The organism is Chachezhania sediminis, from assembly GCF_009765275.1.
Taxonomy (GTDB): Bacteria; Pseudomonadota; Alphaproteobacteria; order Rhodobacterales; family Rhodobacteraceae; genus Chachezhania; species Chachezhania sediminis.
In genome coordinates, this window is record NZ_VOPH01000001.1 from 950,280 (window position 1) to 970,010 (window position 19,731).

General features: G+C 66.5%; 14 protein-coding genes, 1 tRNA gene and 1 pseudogene. 9 read left to right on the forward strand and 7 right to left on the reverse strand.

Annotation, left to right across the window (positions count from 1 at the left end; translation table 11 throughout):
* Nucleotides 1-22: 22 nt before the first annotated feature.
* The 3 genes from FQK05_RS04500 to FQK05_RS04510 form a co-directional block, all read right to left on the reverse strand.
* The gene (locus FQK05_RS04500) at nucleotides 23-1,276 is read right to left on the reverse strand and encodes a sarcosine oxidase subunit beta family protein (RefSeq protein ID WP_158964653.1); all 1,254 of its coding nucleotides are present in this window, start codon (nucleotides 1,274-1,276) and stop codon (nucleotides 23-25) included.
* A gap of 303 nt (nucleotides 1,277-1,579) precedes the next feature.
* Nucleotides 1,580-3,010 carry a Glu/Leu/Phe/Val family dehydrogenase gene (locus FQK05_RS04505; protein ID WP_158964654.1) on the reverse strand — a complete coding sequence of 477 codons (1,431 nt, stop codon included), beginning with the start codon at nucleotides 3,008-3,010 and terminating at the stop codon, nucleotides 1,580-1,582.
* 263 nt (nucleotides 3,011-3,273) lie between these two features.
* Nucleotides 3,274-3,756 carry a hypothetical protein gene (locus FQK05_RS04510; RefSeq protein ID WP_233270355.1) on the reverse strand — a complete coding sequence of 161 codons (483 nt, stop codon included), beginning with the start codon at nucleotides 3,754-3,756 and terminating at the stop codon, nucleotides 3,274-3,276.
* Between the two features lie 247 nt (nucleotides 3,757-4,003).
* On the opposite strand from FQK05_RS04510, the gene FQK05_RS04515 reads away from it, so the two are divergent.
* The 3 genes and pseudogenes from FQK05_RS04515 to FQK05_RS04525 all read left to right on the forward strand — a co-directional run bounded on the left by FQK05_RS04515 (nucleotide 4,004) and on the right by FQK05_RS04525 (nucleotide 6,950).
* On the forward strand, nucleotides 4,004-4,915 hold the full coding sequence (locus FQK05_RS04515) for a pirin family protein (RefSeq protein WP_158964655.1): 912 nt from the start codon (nucleotides 4,004-4,006) through the stop codon (nucleotides 4,913-4,915).
* A 169-nt stretch (nucleotides 4,916-5,084) separates the two neighbouring features.
* A pseudogene (locus tag FQK05_RS04520) lies at nucleotides 5,085-5,474 on the forward strand (transposase); the annotation flags it as partial.
* A gap of 306 nt (nucleotides 5,475-5,780) precedes the next feature.
* Entirely contained in the window at nucleotides 5,781-6,950 is a 1,170-nt protein-coding gene (locus FQK05_RS04525) for a TIGR03862 family flavoprotein (protein WP_158964815.1), read from the forward strand.
* 636 nt (nucleotides 6,951-7,586) lie between these two features.
* On the opposite strand, the gene FQK05_RS04530 is transcribed toward FQK05_RS04525, so the two are convergent.
* A tRNA-Leu gene (locus FQK05_RS04530) sits at nucleotides 7,587-7,670 on the reverse strand.
* A gap of 79 nt (nucleotides 7,671-7,749) precedes the next feature.
* Entirely contained in the window at nucleotides 7,750-9,435 is a 1,686-nt protein-coding gene (locus FQK05_RS04535) for an NAD(P)H-hydrate dehydratase (RefSeq protein WP_158964657.1), read from the reverse strand.
* A gap of 174 nt (nucleotides 9,436-9,609) precedes the next feature.
* Between FQK05_RS04535 and FQK05_RS04540 the strand changes: the two genes are divergently transcribed.
* The 5 genes from FQK05_RS04540 to FQK05_RS04560 all read left to right on the forward strand — a co-directional run bounded on the left by FQK05_RS04540 (nucleotide 9,610) and on the right by FQK05_RS04560 (nucleotide 15,566).
* The gene (locus FQK05_RS04540; RefSeq protein ID WP_158964658.1) at nucleotides 9,610-9,948 is read left to right on the forward strand and encodes a P-II family nitrogen regulator; all 339 of its coding nucleotides are present in this window, start codon (nucleotides 9,610-9,612) and stop codon (nucleotides 9,946-9,948) included.
* A gap of 42 nt (nucleotides 9,949-9,990) precedes the next feature.
* Nucleotides 9,991-11,397 carry a type I glutamate--ammonia ligase gene (gene glnA, locus FQK05_RS04545; RefSeq protein ID WP_158964659.1) on the forward strand — a complete coding sequence of 469 codons (1,407 nt, stop codon included), beginning with the start codon at nucleotides 9,991-9,993 and terminating at the stop codon, nucleotides 11,395-11,397.
* A gap of 587 nt (nucleotides 11,398-11,984) precedes the next feature.
* A complete protein-coding gene (locus tag FQK05_RS04550; protein ID WP_233270356.1) occupies nucleotides 11,985-12,740 on the forward strand; it encodes a lytic murein transglycosylase in 756 nt (251 codons plus the stop codon).
* A gap of 266 nt (nucleotides 12,741-13,006) precedes the next feature.
* A complete protein-coding gene (locus FQK05_RS04555; RefSeq protein ID WP_158964661.1) occupies nucleotides 13,007-14,557 on the forward strand; it encodes a di-heme oxidoreductase family protein in 1,551 nt (516 codons plus the stop codon).
* Between the two features lie 43 nt (nucleotides 14,558-14,600).
* On the forward strand, nucleotides 14,601-15,566 hold the full coding sequence (locus FQK05_RS04560; RefSeq protein ID WP_158964662.1) for a glucokinase: 966 nt from the start codon (nucleotides 14,601-14,603) through the stop codon (nucleotides 15,564-15,566).
* A gap of 3 nt (nucleotides 15,567-15,569) precedes the next feature.
* Here FQK05_RS04560 and FQK05_RS04565 read toward each other — a convergent pair whose 3' ends face one another.
* A complete protein-coding gene (locus FQK05_RS04565) occupies nucleotides 15,570-16,757 on the reverse strand; it encodes a THUMP domain-containing class I SAM-dependent RNA methyltransferase (protein WP_158964663.1) in 1,188 nt (395 codons plus the stop codon).
* 43 nt (nucleotides 16,758-16,800) lie between these two features.
* The gene (locus FQK05_RS04570) at nucleotides 16,801-18,189 is read right to left on the reverse strand and encodes an amidase family protein (RefSeq protein ID WP_158964664.1); all 1,389 of its coding nucleotides are present in this window, start codon (nucleotides 18,187-18,189) and stop codon (nucleotides 16,801-16,803) included.
* 206 nt (nucleotides 18,190-18,395) lie between these two features.
* Between FQK05_RS04570 and FQK05_RS04575 the strand changes: the two genes are divergently transcribed.
* Nucleotides 18,396-19,637, forward strand: a complete 1,242-nt coding sequence (locus FQK05_RS04575) for a PAS domain-containing protein (RefSeq protein ID WP_158964665.1) — start codon at nucleotides 18,396-18,398, stop codon at nucleotides 19,635-19,637.
* Nucleotides 19,638-19,731: the final 94 nt, after the last annotated feature.

The window sequence follows — 19,731 nt, forward strand, 5'->3', positions numbered from 1 at the left end:
CATGCTGGTCATGTCATTTCGGTCAGTGCAGGTTGTGCTGCGACCCGGTGCCCTCTTCGTCCATCAGCCCGTGGCCGGTGGCGAAACGGTCCAGCCGCAGGCGTGCGGCGGCCGGGTGGGGCGTATCGGTCGCGATAAGGTGGGCGAAGGTGTGGCCCGATCCGGGCGTTGCCTTGAAGCCGCCGTAGCACCAGCCGCAATTCAGGTAGAGCCCGCCGACGGGGCTGAAGTCTATGATGGGCGATCCGTCGGGGGTCATGTCCATGATCCCGCCCCAGCTGCGCAGAAGCTTGGCCTTGCCGATCATGGGCATCAGGGCCATCCCCGCCTCCATCACGTGTTCCATCATCGGCAGGTTGCCGCGGGCAGCGTAGGAGGCATAGAAATCCAGGTCGCCCCCGAAGACGAGCCCGCCCTTGTCGGACTGGCTGATGTAGAAGTGGCCCATGCCGAAGGTCACGACATTGTCGATCACGGGCTTCAGCCCTTCGGTGACGAAAGCCTGCAGGATGCTGGATTCGATCGGCAGGCGCAGCCCCGCCATGGCCGCGGTCTGTCCGGACCGGCCGGCAGTGGCCAGGCCTATCTTCTTGGCCCTGATCGGACCGCGGGTGGTCTGCACCCCGGTCACGCGGCCATGTTCGATGTCGATGCCGGTGACTTCGCAGTTCTGGATCAGGTCGACGCCGCGCATGTCGGCGCCCCGGGCAAAACCCCAGGCCACCGCGTCATGCCGGGCCGTACCGCCGCGCGGGTGATAAAGGCCGCCATAGATCGGGAAGCGCGCATTGTCGTGGTCCAGGTAGGGCAGCATCTTCCGGACGCCGGCCTTGTCCAGCACGATGGCATCGTCGCCCTGGATGATCATGGAATTCGCCCGCCGCACGGCATAGTCGCGCTGCCCGTCGGAATGGAACAGGTTTATGACGCCCCGCTGCGAATGCATGACGTTGTAGTTCAGGTCCTCGGAAAGGCCTTCCCACAGTTTCAGCGCATGGGAGTAGAATTCCGAGTTGCCGGGCAGGTTGTAGTTCGCGCGCACGATGGTGGTGTTGCGCCCCACATTGCCGCCGCCGATATAGCCCTTTTCCAGCACGGCTATATTCGTCAAGCCATGGGTCCGGGCCAGGTAATAGGCCGTCGCCAGACCGTGTCCGCCGCCACCGACGATGATGATGTCGTATTCTGATTTCGGCTCGGGCGACCGCCAGTGCGGGGTCCAGCCCCTGTTGCCGGTCAGTCCTTCCTTCAGGATCCGCAGGGCGGAAAAGCGCATATCGGTCTCCGGAGATTGCGGACGGATGGTTGCCCGCAATACCGGTAGTAGCAAGAGCGGTCAGGTGCCGCAGTCGATTTCCGCCAGAAAATGGTCGGCCCGCGACCTTCCGCCAATCCATCGCAGGACGGGACCGGACGTCTACGCCGCGCAAGGCGTTTCAAAACACCTTCCCGCCGCCGGCCATGCGCCAGCGGTGCCCCGGTCGCCCGTCCGTCACGCGATTTTTGGCACCCTCCGGGCGCGGAACGCCCGGGGAAGTCACCTTGAAGCGGCTTGGGTCAGGCCAGGCCGGGACCGCGGTCAGAGCCCCTTGGCGCGATAGCTCGCCGCCACGCGGTCGATGGCCACCAGATAGGCCGCCGTGCGCAGGTCGGGGACATCGTCGCGGCTTAGCCAGACCTCGCGCATGGCCTGGTAGGCAATGCGCATCGTGTCATCGAGGCCGGAGCGGACCAGCTGCAGTTCCCCTGCCCCGCGCAGGTACTTTTCCTTGAACTTGGGCGTCAGCGACCAGGCGCCGCCCAGGGTCTCGTCCAGCCGCTCCAGTTCCTCGACCAGCAGGCGGTGGCGCGATTCCTCGTCCCGCCGCTGCATCCGGCCAAAGCGGATATGGCTAAGGTTCTTGACCCATTCGAAATAGGACACCGTCACGCCCCCGGCATTGGCGTACATGTCGGGGATGATCACCACGCCCTTGTCGCGCAGGATCTCGTCAGCGCCGGCCGTGATCGGGCCATTCGCCGCCTCGACGATCAGCGGCGCCTGGATCCGGTGCGCGTTTTCGAGAGAGATCACGCCCTCCATCGCGGCCGGAATCAGGATATCGCACTCCTCTTCCAGCACCGCCGCGCCTTCGGCCGCATGGACCGCATCGGGGAAACCCGCGACGCCGCCATGGCGCACGATCCACTGGCGCACCGCCTCGACATCCAGACCCGCCGGGTTGAACAGGGCCCCGTCGCGTTCGATGATGCCGGTGATGACGGCGCCGTCTTCCTCCGACAGGAACTTGGCCGCGTGATAGCCCACGTTGCCCAGGCCCTGCACGATGATGCGCTTGCCGTCCAGCGTGCCGGACAGGCCCGCCTTCGACTTGTCCTCGTCATGGCGGAAGAACTCTTGCAGCGCGTATTGCACGCCGCGGCCCGTTGCCTCGACCCGGCCGGCGATGCCGCCGGCATTCAGCGGCTTGCCCGTCACGCAGGCCCGCGCGTTGATATCAGTGGTGTGCATCCGCGCGTACTGGTCGGCGATCCAGGCCATCTCGCGCTCTCCGGTTCCCATGTCGGGGGCCGGCACGTTCTGGGACGGGTTGATCAGGTCGCGCTTGATCAGTTCGTAAGCGAAACGGCGGGTGATCCGTTCCAGTTCGTGTTCGTCGTACTGGCGCGGGTCGATGCAAAGCCCACCCTTCGATCCGCCGAACGGCGCCTCGACCAGGGCGCACTTGTAGGTCATCAGCGCCGCCAGCGCCTCGACCTCGTCCTGGTGGACGCCCAGCGCATAGCGGATGCCGCCCTTCACCGGCTCCATGTGTTCGGAATGGACCGCACGATAGCCGGTGAAGGTGTGGATCTGCCCCCGCAGCCGCACGCCGAAGCGCACGGTATAGGTGGCGTTGCAGACCCGGATCTTTTCCTCCAGCCCCGGCGGCAGGTCCATCAGGGCCGCGGCCCGGTTGAACATCAGGTCCACGCTTTCGCGGAAGCTGGGCTCGGGTCTGGGGGGCATGATCAATCCTCCTCCTCGGGGCGATGCGGTGCAGTCATGACAGCACGAAATGACAACCAGGTTAACGGCGCCCGCCCCGGACAGACACGCCAGAAGGCCTCCCTCCGCCTGGCGTCACAGGGGCGGACGCGCCCGTCCCTGCAGGACGTTTGCCGGGGAAACGGGCAACCGCTTGATGCAAACTTAACCCGGTGGCGCGACATGTCCACCCGGACCCGATGGACCCGCGGCAAGGTGGAGGTCCCGGAGGTCGGGAAGAGCGCTCAGCCCTTGCGTTCGACCAGCATCGCCGCCAGCATATCGGCCATGGCCTTGGACTGGCCCGCGGGCAGCACACCGCCGACGCCGACACGCCGGCCCATCCGCCACCAGAGACCCGGCTTCCACACCCGGCCCACCGGTTCCGAAAGCGTGATGACAAATCCGTTCGACGGCTTGAAGGCCAGAAGCCCGCGTTCCACCCGGACGATATCCGCGACCCGGGCCAGCACGGCACCGCTGCTGTCGCGCAATTCGGTTTCGGTCAGCACCAGGACAAGGCCGGTCGCACGCTGCATGGCGACGGCGAACCACAGGATCACGGCCGCGCCGATCAGCATAGCGGCCTGCCGCGGCAGGTGCCAGGGCATCTCGATCGCCAGGTAGGCCACCAGCGCCGCCAGCGTCGCCACGATGCCGACGCCCATCCAGCGTCGAAACGGCGCTGCCTCGATCCGCGCGATCACGCCCTCGTCGGCCATGTCCATCCCGTTCTCCCGTGCGGTGTCCTGTTCTTCCCTAAGGTGCCGGGGGTGTGGGGGCAATGCCCCCGCGGAAGGCGGGGGTGCGGGGACGGTAGCCCGCGCCTCGATCGGATCGCGCGGCGATCCGAAATCCCACTGTTCACAGGTGCACAGCACCCCGCCGCCGATGCCCACTATGGAAAACGCCCCGTGTCCCCTACCTTCCGTCCCAACAAGGGCCCAATCCGGGCCGACCGATACGGAGGCACCCATGTCCCTCAGACCGACACTTGAAACCCGCAAGGCCGTTCCCACGATGGAAGGCGCCGGCGTCCGGCTGCACCGGGCCTTCGGTTTCCAGGACCCGTCCGAACTGGACCCGTTCCTGCTTTTCGACGATTTCCGCAACGAACGCCCCGAGGACTTCATCCGGGGTTTCCCCTGGCACCCGCACCGCGGGATCGAGACCATCACCTATGTCCTGTCCGGCTCGGTCGAACATTCCGACAGTCTCGGCAACAGCGGCCGCCTGGGCGCGGGCGACGTGCAGTGGATGACCGCCGGGTCGGGCATCCTTCATCAGGAGATGCCCGAGGGCAACGCCAAGGGTCAGATGCACGGCTTCCAGCTGTGGGGCAACCTGCCCTCCAGCCAGAAGATGACCGCGCCGCGCTATCAGGACGTGACATCGGCCGACATCCCGGAAGTGATCGACGATGACGGCACCCGGGTGAAGATCGTCGTGGGCACCTTCTGGGGCAAGACAGGCCCGGTCGACGGTATCGCCGCCGATCCGCAGTACTTGGACATCTTCGTCCCCGCCGGCGTGAAGAAGACCTTTCCGGTCGACACCTACCGCCGGGCCTTCGCCTATGTCTTCGAGGGTGCGGCAGCCTTCGCCGATGCCTCCGCCCCCCAGGGTGTGCTGCTGGAGAAGGAAGTGGCGGGACAGGAGGTCAACATCCGCGACTTGTCGGGCGACCGGACCCTGGTCCGCTTCGGCACGGGCGACGAGGTCACAGTCCAGGCCGGCCCCGAAGGCGTGCGGTTCCTGCTGGTCTCGGGCGCGCCCATTGACGAGCCGGTGGCCTGGCACGGGCCCATCGTGATGAACACGCAGGCCGAGCTTCAGCAGGCCTTCAAGGAACTGCGGAGCGGCACATTCATCCGGCCGGCGCACTAGGGGTCGGATCGCCCTGCGATCCGACCGAAGCGGGGGCTGCCGCCCCCGCACCCCCGCTTTCGTCGGGGCTTTTGCCCCCACTCCCCCTGCATCGGGTGGTCTGCATGGCTATCTTGCATCAATCCGGTGAGGGACTCGTCTCGTGAAGCCGGCGAGGTCGCTGGATGGCATGAGCAGACCGATAGCCACGATCTGCAAGACTGCGGACTGGCCAACCCGTAACGAAGCACTCAGGCGCCGTGGCGGGCTGGCGATCCGGTTCAAGCGCGAGATGAACTGGGATGCAGTGCCGAACGGCAACCGCAACCGACAGCAGACCCAAAGCGACGCCACCATCCAAGCCTGCCTGTCGATGACGATGCTTTTCGGCATGGCGCTCAGACAAACAGCCGGTTTCGTCGAGAGGCCGTTGCCCCATGCCGGCATGGACTGCACTGTGCCAGACTTCAGCACGCTATCCCTGCGTCGGAAGACCTTGACGGTGAACATCCCGGACCACGGTTGCAAGGTCCCGCTCCACTTGTTGATCGACGGTACGGGGATAAGGGCAGAGCGCGAATGAAAACCTGACCCGCACGGGGTGTCTGGCACCTTGCCGACAGGTCGAAGAACCCTGCCAGCCGCGTTCGGCCCGCATGGCCCCCCGGCGTGGCATAACCGCAGGCCGGTTCCACCTCTGTCAAAATGGCGTGGACTTCCTTATGGCAGAACTGGTGCACCGGCGCCGTCGGTCCGCCCTTGCCGCCCCACAGCCCGGGACCCCTTGTGCTGAAGGCTCTGCGGTATGTCCGGCAGGATCGGGCCCGGGCAGAGCGGGCAGACGGGATCCTCTTGCATGAGACGACGACAGGACGGCGAGACGGCAATGGCGACGGCATTGGTCATAGGAGGCGGCCCGGCGGGGCTGATGGCGGCAGAGGTGCTTTGCGAGGCGGGGATTTCGGTCACCGTGGCCGAACAGATGCCGACCATGGGGCGCAAACTGCTGATGGCCGGGAAATCCGGGCTGAATCTGACGAAGGCAGAGGCTTTCGAAACCTTCCTGCTGGCCTATGAGGACGCAGCCCCAGCGCTGCGCCCCGCGCTTGAGGCCTTTGGGCCGGAGGCGGTGCAGGACTGGGCGCGCGGGCTGGGCGAGACGCTCTTCACCGGCTCCACGGGCCGGGTCTTTCCGGTGGGGATGAAGGCCTCTCCGCTGCTGCGCGCCTGGCTGGGCCGGCTCTCCGGGCAGGGTGTCGTGCTGCGGACCCGCTGGCGATGGGAGGCGTTCACCAGCGCGGGATCCCGCTTTGCCACGCCGGACGGCCCGCGGGAGATCACGCCGGATGTCACCGTGCTGGCCCTGGGCGGCGCCAGCTGGCCTCGCCTGGGCTCCGACGGAGCCTGGGCCGGGGCGCTTGCCCCTTTAACGCCTTTCGCGCCCGCCAACTGCGGCTTCCGGCACACCTGGTCCGCCCACATGGAACCGCATTTCGGCGCACCGGTGAAGGCCGTGGCCCTGCGCACAGGCCACCGCGAAACCCGCGGCGAATTCGTCCTGACCCGAGACGGGATCGAGGGCGGTGCGGTCTACACCCTTTCCCGTGTCCTGCGCGGGGGCGCGGCGCTGAGTCTGGACCTGGCGCCCGACCTGCAGGTGTCGGACATCGCCGCCCGGCTGGCCGCCGTGCGCAGGGGCGAAAGCCTGTCCAACCGGCTGCGCAAGGCACTGAAGCTGGACCCGGTCAAGCGCGCGTTGCTGAACGAACTGGGCCGCCCCCTGCCCGCGGACCCCGAAGGCCTGGCCGCCCGGGTCAAGGCCCTTTCGCTGCCCCTGACGGGACCTATGGACATGGCCCGGGCGATCTCCACCGCCGGGGGAGTGCCCTTCGACCGCTTGACGCCGGACCTCATGCTGCGCGACCGCCCCGGCACCTTCCTGGCCGGAGAGATGATCGACTGGGAGGCCCCCACGGGCGGCTACCTGCTGACCGCCTGCCTGGCGACGGGCCGCTGCGCGGGGCGGGCCGCGGCCACCTGGATTCAGCCGGGCTGAGGAGGCAACAGGGCAGCCGTCCCGGCCGCAGGTGGGCCACCACAGGCCGCTGGTCGGCTTCTCGTCAGCGGCGTGCAGGCTTATGCGGAGCGCATTGCCAATGGCGCGTTCGAACAGACGGCGGATCAGGTGCTCGGTCGTTTCGTCGCCGGGCTGCAGCGAGGCCCCTTGGGTTTCGGTCGGGATCATCCCATCGAAGACCATCCGGGCAAGTGCCACAATCATCCTGTCCGCAATCTCGTTCCTGCCTATCTGGTCGGTCGCCAGCTCGGCGCGAGAGGGCCTGTGCGCCGAGACGCCCGCGCGCGCGAAATCCGCCGCGAGGCTGCGACAGCGATGTACGGTCTGATGAGAAGTGAGCCGAGGGTCATACGGCCGTTGCTGCAAGACCCTCGGCAATCGCGCTGCTGTAACTTTCCGTGTCGCGCTACAGCCGTCACAGTTAGTTGGAACAAAATTTCCGTCCAGAAAAGCCTGCACCGTTGTCCAAAAGCCAGCGCGCCGTCACAAGAAGGGCTCAGACAACCCGGGAACAGAGCGAAATCAAATCGGGAAAGTGCTAACAAAGTGCCAAACTCAACCGACGCAACAAGCGCAAATGCTGCCGTCGCAGGAATTTTCACATTGAAAGCAATATGGTGCGGGTGAAGGGACTCGAACCCCCACGCCAAAGGCGCCAGAACCTAAATCTGGTGCGTCTACCAATTCCGCCACACCCGCACGACCGCCTCGACCTTGGTCGCCTCGGTGCCGGACCAGATAGCAAAGCGCGCGCGGGTATGCGAGAGGAAAAGCCGCGTCACGCCCCCAACTGACGCAACACCTGCGGCAGCATTTCCGGCAGATCCTCGGCGATCAGTCCCGGTCCGAAGGCCCGCGCGCATTCGACATGCAGCCAGGCCCCGGCCTCGGCCGCCTCCATCGGCGCCAGCCCCCGGGCCATCAGCCCCGCGATCAGGCCCGCCAGCACGTCGCCCGCACCCGCCGTCGCGAGCCACGGCGCCGCGCGGTCATGGACCGCCGCATGGACCGCGACCTGCCCGTCCGGCGCGGCGATCACGGTATCGGGGCCCTTGAACAGCACCACGCACCCGGCCCGCGCCGCCGCGTCGCGCGTGGCATCGACCTTGGGATAGGCCGGCCCGCGCTCCGCGGGTGCCACAAACTTCGCATGGATCTCCGGAAACAGGCGGGCGAACTCCCCGCCATGAGGCGTCAGCACGCATCGCGGATGCAGTGCCCCGAACAGCTCCCGATCCCCCGCAACCAGCGTCAACGCATCTGCATCCAGCACCACACCGTAGGGTGCGTGGTCCCCACGCACCGCCGTGTCCACCAGATCCGCCTCGCGCGATCCCGTCCCCAGACCAGGCCCCAGGCACAGCGCCGTGATCCGCCGGTCGCCCAGAACATCGGCCAGAGCCGCCGCATCGCGGACCGGCTTCTGCATGATGGCCGTAACCTGTGCCGCCACCTCCTGCATCGCCGCGGGCGGCACGCCCAGCGTCACCAACCCCGCACCGACGCGAAGCGCCGCCCGCGCCGCCAGCCGCGCGGCCCCGGTGCGCCCCGGCCCGCCCGACAGGACCAGCGCATGGCCATGGGAAAACTTGTGCGATGCTGCCGTCTTGTCCAACTGCGCCTTGCGTGGCGCGCCGACCAGCCGGCAAACGCCAGAACCGTTCGGGTTTCGAACCTCGGCAGGCAGCCTGGCCAGTGCTTCGTCCAATCCGATGTCCGCAACAACAACGTCCCCGCACCCAGCCGCGCCACCATAAGGCAAGCATTCGTCTGCCATGTAGTGACCGATCTTGGCACGGTGGAACGTCACTGTCAGATGTGCGGGAAATCCTCCAAAATTTCTGCCGCTGTCGCTGTCCATTCCGCTCGGGACATCGATGGCCACGAATTTGTCACTCCGCCGATGCGGGTTGTTGCCCCGGATCGCATCCGGCATGAAGGTATGAAACAGCGTCTCGAAATCGTCGCCAGACAGCGGCCGCGTCAGCCCGGTTCCGAACAAGGCGTCGACGATCACGAACTGATCCGCCTCGTTGCCGCAATAGAACGCGCGGATGTCACCGACATCCCAGGTTCTCACCTCTCCCATCGCCAACCATCGCTGGCAGTTCGCCTGCGCATCCGGCGGCAGCTTTTCCGGATCCCCCAGCAGGAACACGTCGACCCGCCAGCCCCGCTCCCGCAGCAGTCGCGCCACGACGAACCCGTCGCCGCCGTTGTTCCCGGGCCCGCACAGCACAAGCGCCCGCCTCCCCCCTTCTTCTCTTTCCAAATACTCCGGGGAGCGCGAGGGGCCGGCCCCTCGCTCCGACTTCGCCCCGTCCAGTTCCGGCCAGGTCTCGAAGATCGCCGCCACGACGCCCTGCCCGGCCCGCTCCATCAGCTCCAGCCCGGTCACCGCGCCGCTCTCGATGGCGGCCCGTTCCAGCGCCCGCATCTCCGACGCTTTCAGCAGTTCAGTCATTTCTTGCCCATTTCCATGCGGATTCATTTCTGATTAAACTTTGCACATCATGCCCAAGTTCTGACCGCGTTCCGAAAATCACGTCTTGCGGGCCCCCCGGCGCCCCCATCTGCGATTGTGGCCCCTTCGGAGACATGGTCTCACCCGTCGAAAGCCCGGTTCAAGGAGCGTCAGATGAAGAAGATCGAAGCCATCATCAAGCCGTTCAAGCTGGATGAAGTAAAGGAGGCCCTGCAGGAGGTCGGAGTGCAGGGGCTCAGTGTTCTGGAAGTGAAGGGCTTCGGTCGTCAGAAGGGTCATACCGAACTCTATCGCGGCGCCGAATATGTGGTCGACTTCCTGCCCAAGGTGAAGATCGAGGTGGTTCTCGACGACGACATGGTCGATGCGGCCATTGAAGCCATTGTCGAAGCCGCCAAGACCGACAAGATCGGTGACGGCAAGATCTTCGTCACGTCCGTCGAACAGGCCATCCGCATCCGGACCGGGGAATCCGGCTCGGACGCGCTCTGAAACACCGTGAATGCCCACAACTAATCGAGAGGACCTGGGTTTATGAGCATCAAAGACGTTGTCGACCTGATCAGGGACGAAGAGGTCGAATATGTCGATCTGCGCTTCACCGATCCGCGCGGCAAGCTGCAGCACGTCACCCTCATGTCGCACATGGTGGACGAGGACTTCCTGGAAGAAGGCTTCATGTTCGACGGCTCCTCGATCGCCGGCTGGAAGTCGATCGAAGCATCCGACATGAAACTGATGATGGATCTCGAAAGCGGCTACATCGATCCGTTCTATGCCGAAAAGACGCTCTGCCTGCACTGCTCGGTCGTGGAACCGGACACCGGCGAAGCCTACGAACGTGACCCGCGCTCGATCGCGGCCAAGGCCGAGGCCTATCTCGTGTCCTCGGGCATCGGCGACAGCGCCTTCTTCGGCCCCGAAGCCGAATTCTTCATCTTCGACGACGTCCGCTTCCAGGTCTCGATCAACAAGGTGTCCTACGAAGTCGATGCCATCGACGCCTCGTGGAACTCGGGCACCGAGTACGAGATGGGCAACATGGGCCATCGTCCGGGCGTCAAGGGCGGCTATTTCCCGGTCAACCCGACCGACTCGGCGCAGGACATGCGTTCGGAAATGCTGTCGACCATGAAGAAGATCGGCATGAAGGTCGACAAGCACCACCACGAGGTGGCGTCGTGCCAGCACGAGCTGGGTCTGATCTTCGGCACGCTGACCAAGCAGGCCGACGAGATCCAGAAGTACAAGTACATCATCCAGAACGTGGCCCATTCCTACGGCAAGACGGCGACCTTCATGCCGAAGCCGATCGCGGGCGACAACGGCACCGGCATGCACTGCAACATGTCGATCTGGAAGGACGGCAAGCCGCTCTTCGCAGGCGACAAGTATGCCGATCTGTCGGACGAGGCGCTGTGGTTCATCGGCGGCATCCTGAAGCATGCCAAGACCCTGAACGCCTTCACCAACCCGGGCACCAACTCGTACAAGCGCCTGATCCCGGGCTTCGAAGCCCCCGTGCTGCGCGCCTATTCGGCACGCAACCGTTCGGGCTGCATCCGGATCCCGTGGACCGAAAGCCCGAAAGCCAAGCGCGTCGAAGCCCGCTTCCCCGATCCGTCGGCGAACCCGTACCTGTGCTTTGCAGCCCTGCTGATGGCCGGTCTGGACGGGATCACCAACAAGATCGATCCGGGCGAAGCCATGGACAAGAACCTCTACGACCTGCCCGCGGAAGAGCTGGCCGGCATCCCGACCGTCTGCGGCTCGCTGCGTGAAGCGATCGAATGCCTGGAAGCCGATCACGAGTTCCTGCTGCAGGGCGACGTGTTCACCAAGGACCAGATCGCCGGCTACATCGAGCTGAAGATGGAAGAGATCGAGGCTTACGAGCACACGCCGCACCCGGTAGAATACCAGATGTACTACAGCTGCTGATCGGTCTTCCGATCCGACGGTATCAGGGGCGCCCTTCGGGGCGCCCCTTTGCGTTGGGGACCGGCCCTTCGCCCACACTTGCACCCGCTGCGCCGGGGGTCCGCCTTCAAGGTGGTCACGGTCTCTGGCACGGAACGCCGAGGGGGGCCGCGCGCGCGACCCGTCTCTGCCCCCTCACCGCCTCTCACCGCCTCCCGACGTGATCCTGCGCGTGCCCCGGCAAGGCCATCGCGTGTGCGTCCCGCACCCGCATCGCGCCCGAAGGCGATCGGCCGATCCTGAAAGGATCCGCCGGGGCGGGCGGGCCGCCGACGGGCGGGGTCCCGGCACCGGCCACAAGAGCGACACCGGCCGGTTCAAGGCCCGCCACGGGTGTTTCACCCCGGGGTCTGGAAACCCGCCTTGGCGCAAAACGGGTTTCGACTGTACGCTGTCCCTGCCCCTTTCCCATGCAAAGGCCCACGGACATGCTGCACAGCCCCTTGCCTGCCCCGTCTTGCCGCTCGGCTTCTTCCCGAACGGCTTCGCCCCTGTCCCGCTGGCGAAAGGGCCTGGGCTCTGCACTCCTCGCCCTCGGTCTCTCGGCGTTGGCCCTGCCCGCCCTGGCGGCCACCTGCGGCAATACCGGGGCCGGGTTCGACGCCTGGAAACAGCAGTTCGCGCAGGAAGCGAAACAAGCCGGTATCGGCCCCCGCGGATTGCAGGCCCTGGCCGGGACCTCCTATTCGTCGTCGACCATCGCGGCCGACCGCGGGCAGAAAAGCTTCAAGTACAGTCTCGACAAGTTCATGCAGGTCCGCGGCGCCGACGTGATCGCGGCGCAGGGCAAGAAACGCAAGGCCCAGGCCCAAGCCTTTTACGACAGCCTGGAACGCGTCTATGGCGTGCCGGCGGGCGTCCTGATCTCGATCCACGGAATGGAAACCGGCTTCGGCCGCTTTACCGGCGACACGCCCGTCGTGTCGGCCATCGTGACGCTGACCTACGATTGCCGCCGGTCCGATTTCTTCCGACCGCATGCGCTGGCCGCGCTGAAGATGGTCGACCTGGGCATGATCACCACCGGCACGCTGGGCGCGAAACATGGCGAACTGGGTCAGACCCAATTCCTGCCCGGCAACGCGCTGACCTACGGGGTCGATGCCAATGGCGACGGCAAGATCGACTTCTACGACATCTCGGACGCGCTGGCCTCGACCGCCAACTACCTGCGCCAGAAGGGCTGGAAGCCCGGCCAGGGTTATCAGCCCGGACAGCCGAACTTTGCCGTGATCGCCACCTGGAATGCTGCCACCGTCTATCAGCAGGCCATCGCCATCATCGCCGCCCGGATCGACGGTTAGGGTCAGGATCCATTGATCCTGCACCGCCGGGCGGGCCCACCAGCGCCATCCACCTGCCGTGCCGTGCAGTGCCGCGGGCTCCCGGGCTGCTATCCCTTATGGAAAGCTCCTGCCCCCGCGCTGGATCCTGCGCTGGCGGGCCGGGTGCGGTGCGGCAAAGCCGACCAAAACCGTCGGAATGCCTCGACTCTCCCCGCCCGATCTTGCGATAGATACCGGGCCCGGCCCTCCCGCGCAGTGTTCCCTTGCCGACACGGACGCCTGTCATGTCTTCTTTCCGCTCCCGCCTTCTGATTTCCACCCTTCTGCTGGGCTCTGCCACGGCGCTGGCAGCGCAAGAGCTGGGTGACCCCCACCTGACCGTCGTCCCCCGGACCGGGGCCGAGGCGCAGCGGATCGCAAAGGTGATCGCCCCCACCCAGGACTTCTCGAAGCCCGAGACGTTCGAACAGAACCCTGCCGGCGCCGCCTCTGTCGAGGTGCGCGCCACGCGCGATGCGTTCTCGCAGCCCTCCGCCAACATGGATTTCGAGCGGGAACTGGACTTCAAGGTCGGCAACGGCCTCTTCAAGAAACTCTGGGTCTCTGCGCCCTCCTCCACCCGGGCGTCGGACGGTCTGGGTCCGCTCTACAACGCGCGGGCCTGCCAGCGTTGCCACCTGAAGGACGGCCGCGGCCATCCGCCCGAAGGCCCCGACGACAACGCCGTGTCTATGTTCCTGCGGATCTCGGTCCCCGGCGGGCCCGAGGACGGCGTCGCCGAAATCGAAGACTGGATCGCCACCGCGCCCGATCCGCACTATGGCAGCCAGCTTCAGGACTTCTCGCTTCCCGGGATCCCGGCCGAATACCGGCTGGACATCACCTATGAAGAGGTCGAGGTGCCGCTGTCCGACGGCGAAACCGCGACGCTGCTGAAGCCCACCTATGCCGCCGCCGATCTGGGCTATGGCCCCTTGGGCGACGGTGCGATGCTCAGCCCCCGGATCGCCCCGCAGATGATCGGCCTGGGCCTGGTCGAGGCAATCCCGGCCGCCGACATCCTGGCCAATGCCGATCCGGACGATGCGAATGGCGACGGCATTTCCGGCCGGCCCAACATCGTGATCTCGCGAGAGTTCGAACAGCCGATGCTGGGCCGCTTCGGCCTGAAGGCCGGGGCGCCGACGATCAAGGAACAGTCGGCCGCGGCCTTTTCCGGCGATATCGGCATTTCCAACGTGCTGTTCCCCGACCCGTGGGGCGAATGCTCCGATGGCGAAGTCGCCTGCCGCCAGGCGCCGCACGGTCAGGGCACCGGCGCAACCGACGCGTCCGAAATCGACGAAGCGCTGGAAATCGACGTGCCCGGGCTGGACCTCGTCACCTTCTACAGCCGGAACCTGGGCGTGCCGCAGCGGACCGGCATCGACGACGCCGAGGTCTTGCGCGGAAAGAAGATGTTCTATTCCGTCGGGTGCATCGCGTGCCACACGCCGAAATTCGTGACCGCCCGGCTAGAGGACCAGCCGGAACAAAGCTTCCAGCTGATCTGGCCCTATTCCGACTTCCTGCTGCACGACATGGGTGCAGGACTGGCCGACAATCGGCCCGAAGGCCGCGCGACGGGCACGGAATGGCGGACCGCGCCGCTGTGGGGCATCGGCATGACAGAAGCCGTCAGCGGCCACACAAGGTTCCTGCACGACGGACGCGCCCGGAACCTGCTGGAGGCGATCCTGTGGCATGGAGGCGAAGCGGAACCGGCCCGGAATGCGGTCGTGGCCATGCCGAAAGAAGACCGCGACGCCTTGCTGGCCTTCCTGAACAACCTGTAAGCCGGTATCAGGCGCGCAAGAACCGCCCGGATCGGAGACAGGCATGACCACGACGACAGATCCCTTTCTTCTGTGCGACATGGGCGGCACCAATTGCCGACTGGCGCTGTCGGTCGGGGGCGGTGCGCCGCAGGGGATACGGTCCTTTCGGAACGACGATTTCGACAGCGGCTATGCCGTGATCGACGCCTATCTGGACGGGATCGGCCGACCGGCACTTGGCGGCGTGACGTTGGCCATGGCCGGCCCCGTGATCGCCGACGGGATCCGCCTGACCAACCGCGACTGGAAGATCACCCATTCCGGCATGGCCAAGGTCCTGTCCGCGGACTTTGACGGCCCCGTCGTCTTCATCAACGACCTGATGGCGCTTGGCTATGCCACCTGCGCCGTGACCGAGGCCCAGTGCCGCCCGCTGCATCCCGGATCCGGCATCGCGTCCAACGGGCAAAGCTTCGTCCTGGCCTGCGGCACCGGCATCAACGGCAGCATGGCCGTCCGTCTGGGCCCCCACATCACCGCCGCCGAATGCGACCTGGGCCATATAACCGTCCCCGGCCCAATGCTGGCAAAGCTGGCAGTGGAAACGCAGGGCCGGTTCGATCCGGCATCCTGTATCGAGGAAGTGCTGTCGGGCCGCGGCGTGGCCCAGCTCTGCTCCCTGATTGCAGGGGAACAGACCGCCCTGACACCGCCCCAGATCGTGGCCCGCGCCGTGGCTCCGGGCACCGAAACCGACGATCCCGCCGCGCGCACCGTGGCGCTGCAGGCGGAACTGGCAGCGTGGTTCATCCACAGCCTGACCTTCGCCTATCGCCCGGCGGACGGGTTCTACCTTGGCGGTTCGGTCTTTCGGGCGCTGCTCGACTCGGCCGCGGGGCCCGGGCTGATCGCAACCTACGACGCCCTGTCGTCGCGGCCCTTCACAGATCATCCGGCCCTGCACCTGATCACCGACGATCTGGCGCCGCTGTCTGGCCTGTCGCTGCTGTCGACGCAGGTCCGCTAGGCGTCAGCGCAGCGGGTCCGTCCGGTAAAGCTTCACCTTCAGCCCGCCATGGGGCACCGGCGGGCCGGGGGGCAGGAACGGCAGGCCCGTGGACTTGGCCAGCCCGCCATCCGACGTCACGATGCCCACGCGCCAGCCCTTGAAGCGGGTCCGCAGCACCTCGCCCAGCGCGCCGTGCAGGCCGAAAAGCAACTTGCGATTGCCGATCCGGGTGCCATAGGGCGGGTTCACCATCACCAGTCCCGGCGGCCCGCCGGGCGCCGCGATATCGCTGAAGGCGGCGTTCCGGAATTCCGTCACCGCATCGACGCCCGCCCTTTCGGCATTGGCGATACTCATCTTCACGGCGCCTGCATCCCGGTCGGAACCATGGAAGCGCAGGCCTTCGGGCAGTGCCCTGGGCCTCACAGCAGCCCTCATCGCGTCCCAGGCGGCGGGATCGAAGCCCGCCAGCCGTTCGAAGGCAAAGCCGCGGCTGCGTCCGGGGGCCAGGCCCAGCGCGATCTCGGCCGCCTCGATCACGAATGTGCCCGACCCGCACATCGGGTCCAGCACCGGTTCCGTCCCGGTGTAGCCGCATTGCGCCAGAAACAGCGCCGCCAACGTTTCCCGCATGGGCGCCTTGCCGACGGCCGGCTTGTGGCCGCGCTTGTGCAGCCCCTCGCCAGAGGCATCGAGGCTGAGCGTGCACAGATCGTCGTCGATCCGCGCCATCACGCGGACGGGCGCAGGACCGGTTGCCAGCGCGGGCGCATCGTCGTCGTCATCGCCGTTCTTGGGACCCTTGGGCTTGGTCTTCGGCCCCTCGATCACCGGGGCGCCCAGCGTTTCCGCGATCGCCCGCGTGATCCGCTGCGCCGCGGCCCCTGCGTGATAGATGCGAGAGGCATGGCAGGTCGCTTCCACTCGCACCGGCACGTCCGCCCGCAGGACCGACGCCCAGTCGACCTTGCGTGCCCGCTTGTCCAGTTGCGCCAGGTGCATCGCCCGGAAACTGGCGAAACGCACCAGCACCCGCGTGGCGCCGCGCAGCATCAGGTTGGCGCGCCAGACCTCGGGCCAGCCCCCGGACGTCACGACGCCCCCCGGCACGACCGCGGGGCCGGCAAAGCCCAGCGCCCGGGCCTCGGCCTGCAGCATGTCTTCCAGCCCGGGGGCCGCGACCAGAAAGATCTCGAATTCCTGTTCCATGATGCCCTCTACCCTGCCTTTGCGGCAGGGGCGAGAGGCTTGGTCAGGGCGTGCAGATGACGGGCACCTCGCCTGCGGCCTCCAGCACAGCGCCGGCCTCCAGCAGGATGTCTTCGCGGAAGCGTTCGGCCAGAAGCTGGACCCCCACCGGCGCGGTGCCGGCAAAACCCGTGGCCACCGTCAGCCCCGGAAAGGCCAGGGCCGGCACGCCGCGCTGGACCAGTTGCGCCTCGTAGACCTGGGCAAAGGTCCCTTCGGACGCCACGTCCAGTTGCTGGGCAAAGGGCAGCATCCCCGACACGGGGCACAGAACCACGGGCCAGGTCTGGAAGAACATCTGCCATTCCCGCATGATCCGCGACCGCGCCTGCATTCCCAGCTGCACCCGGTCCAGGTCGATCGGCCCCAGGCGCTTCATCATCTGGTTCAGGACAAAAAGCGAATCCGCCTCGGCCTCGGCCTCGTACGCCGCCAGGGCGGCCTTGCTGTCGGCCATCCACAAAAGCGCGTCGATCTCGGCCGCCTCGCGCATTGGCGGGGCGTCCACCTCCTCCACCGTCCAGCCGGCATCGCGGAACTTTGCCGCGGCATCGTCCAGCGCGGCCACGACCTCCGGCACAACGGGCATGCCGTCGGGCGCCGGAACCAGCGCCACCCGCTTTTCGAACGCCGGACCGTTCAGCGGCATGGCGACGTGGTGCGGATCGCGCGGATCCGGCGCGGCCATGGCCGCGAAGCTCAGCGCGATGTCGTCCATGGTGCGCGCAATCGGGCCCGAGACGGCCATAAGCTGGGCGCCCATGAACCTGTCCTTGCCGGAAAAGTTGTGCGCCGGAACCCGTCCGATGGACGGGCGCAGCCCGTGCAGGCCGCAGGCATAGGCCGGATAGCGGACCGACCCGGCAATATCCGTGCCATGCCCCACCGCGCATTGCCCCGCGGCGACCGAGGCCGCCGCCCCTCCCGACGAGCCGCCCGGCGTCAGGCTCTTGTCCCGCGGGTTCAGCGTCTGGCCATGCAGGTCGTTCTTGGTGAACCAGCGCAGCGAAAAGGCCGGCGTATTGGTCCGCCCCACAATGACCGCACCGGCCTTGCGCAGATTCGACACCACGGGGCTGTCCTCTTCCGCGATCAGGTCCTTCTGGATCTTCAGACCGTTGGTCGAGGCATGGCCCTTCTGGTCCGAGATCACCTTGATCGTCACCGGCACGCCCGCCATCGGGCCCGGATCGCCCCCCTTGGCCAACAGCGCATCGACAGCCGCGGCCTCGGCCACGGATTCCTCGGGGAAAATATCTACAATTGCATTGATTGCCGGGTTGGTCGCTGCGATCCGGTCCAGGTGCGCCTGCGTCACCTCGACCGCGGTGACGGCGCCGCTTCGCACCATTTCCGCAAGTTCCACCGCCGAACGGCTGTAAAGTTCCGTCATCTGCCCGCCTCTGCGCCACTACCTCACCGGTGATAACCGAGCGTTCAGCCGCCGCACAAGGCATAGCGGTCCGGTGGCCGGATTAAACAGACCGTCAAGACTTAGCTGCTAGAGCCTTCGAACGGGTCCGACCGGATACACCGCCCGCACGACTGCGGAGCGACCGTTCGGGATGCCAGAGTGACATGCCAAGATGGAGGCACGCGATGGAGGATTTCAGTTCGGTCCAGGTGACCGACGGACATCAGGCCGGTATGGCCGCCCCCTTTGCGCCACATCAGATCATCTACTCCCGGTCGGATGAACGGGGGGTCATACTGTTCGGAAACGCCACCTTCCAGGAGATCTCGGAATACTCCTGGGCAGAGCTGCGGGGCGCTCCGCACAAGATCATCCGCCACCCGGACATGCCCCGGGGCATCTTCTGGATCATGTGGGACCGGTTGACGCGCGGCCTGCCGGTGGTGGCCTATGTCAAGAACCGGACCCGGTCGGGGCGGTATTACTGGGCGCTGGCCTATGTCTCGCCCTGCCCGGGCGGCTACCTGTCGATCCGGATCCGACCCGACGACGACCTGCGCGCCACGATGGAGGCAGAGTACAGCGCGCTTCTTGCGCGGGAGGAGACGCAGAACCTGAAACCAGAGCGCAGCGCCGAGGCGTTTCTGGCGCGGCTGAAGGAACTGGGTCACATCGATTACGAAGCCTTCATGCGCACCGCCCTGACCCAGGAACTGAAGGCCCGGACGTCGCGCCTGGGCCGGACTGACCGAATCCGCGCCAATGCGCTGGACGGGATATTGGAGCTGTCGCAACAGGCGGACGATTATGTCCAGCGCATGGCCGCGGGCTTCCGCAACATCCGCGCGGAACCCATCAACATGCGCATCCTGTCCAACAGGATGGAAGACGGCGGCGCGGCGATCAGCTCGATCTCGCAGAACTACGAGGTGATGGCCGCCGACATGGGCCAGGACCTTGCGTCGCTGGATACCGGTGACGGTGAAACCTTCGGCCAGATCCGGAGCGCGGTCACCGAAGGCCATTTTGCTCTGCACGCCGCCGAAATCGCAATGGAAGCGGCGCTCGAGATGACGACCCACCGCGAGGCGCTTGCCGGCCACGGGGTCGACATCGACGCCGAGCTGGCGCTGATCCACCAATTTGCGGCCCTGACCCAGCATCGGTCGGTCGACTCGCTGAAACTGATCGCGGGTCATGCCGAGCGTCTAAGCGAGACCTGCCGCCGGCTGCGGCGGCGGATCAACGGTCTGGACGTCGTGAAACTGATGTGCCGCGTCGAAAGCGGCCGGCTGGAAAACCCCGATGCGGCCCTGACCGGCATCATCGACCGGCTGGCGAAATTCCACCTGGAGATCGACAGGAACCTGGTCAAGCTGGGCCGCTGCGCCGGCGGCATGACCAGGAACGTCAAGTCCTGCCGCTGAAATCGCCCGGCCCCCTCGCCCCTACAGTGTTTGTTAATTCCGCTGTGTCAGGGTCCCCACAGATTGAGCCGTGCGACGCTGCTTCGCTTGCACG